At 63.6% G+C, this 220-nt stretch carries 1 pseudogene; it reads right to left on the reverse strand.

The window, feature by feature from the left end:
• Nucleotides 1-10: 10 nt before the first annotated feature.
• Nucleotides 11-220: pseudogene (locus tag B7449_RS17705) on the reverse strand (MSMEG_0569 family flavin-dependent oxidoreductase); the annotation flags it as partial.

Here is a 220-nt window from a genome sequence, read left to right on the forward strand (position 1 = left end):
TTTACTCCGTTCAGGCTACAGGCACGTCTTTGCCGGTGATCTGGCTGGCCAGCCACGCGGCATCACGCGAAACGCCGGAGAACCGTCCCGATCCCCAGGTGTGCAGCCATGGCAGGCCGAGGAAGTAGAAGCCCGGCGCATCGGTCACGCCGCGATGCCAGACCGGCTTGTTGGCTCCGTTGAAGACCGGCACGTCGATCCAGCGATAGTTCGGACGGAA

The sequence above is a fragment of the Komagataeibacter intermedius TF2 genome, assembly GCF_000964425.1.
Taxonomy (GTDB): Bacteria; Pseudomonadota; Alphaproteobacteria; order Acetobacterales; family Acetobacteraceae; genus Komagataeibacter; species Komagataeibacter intermedius.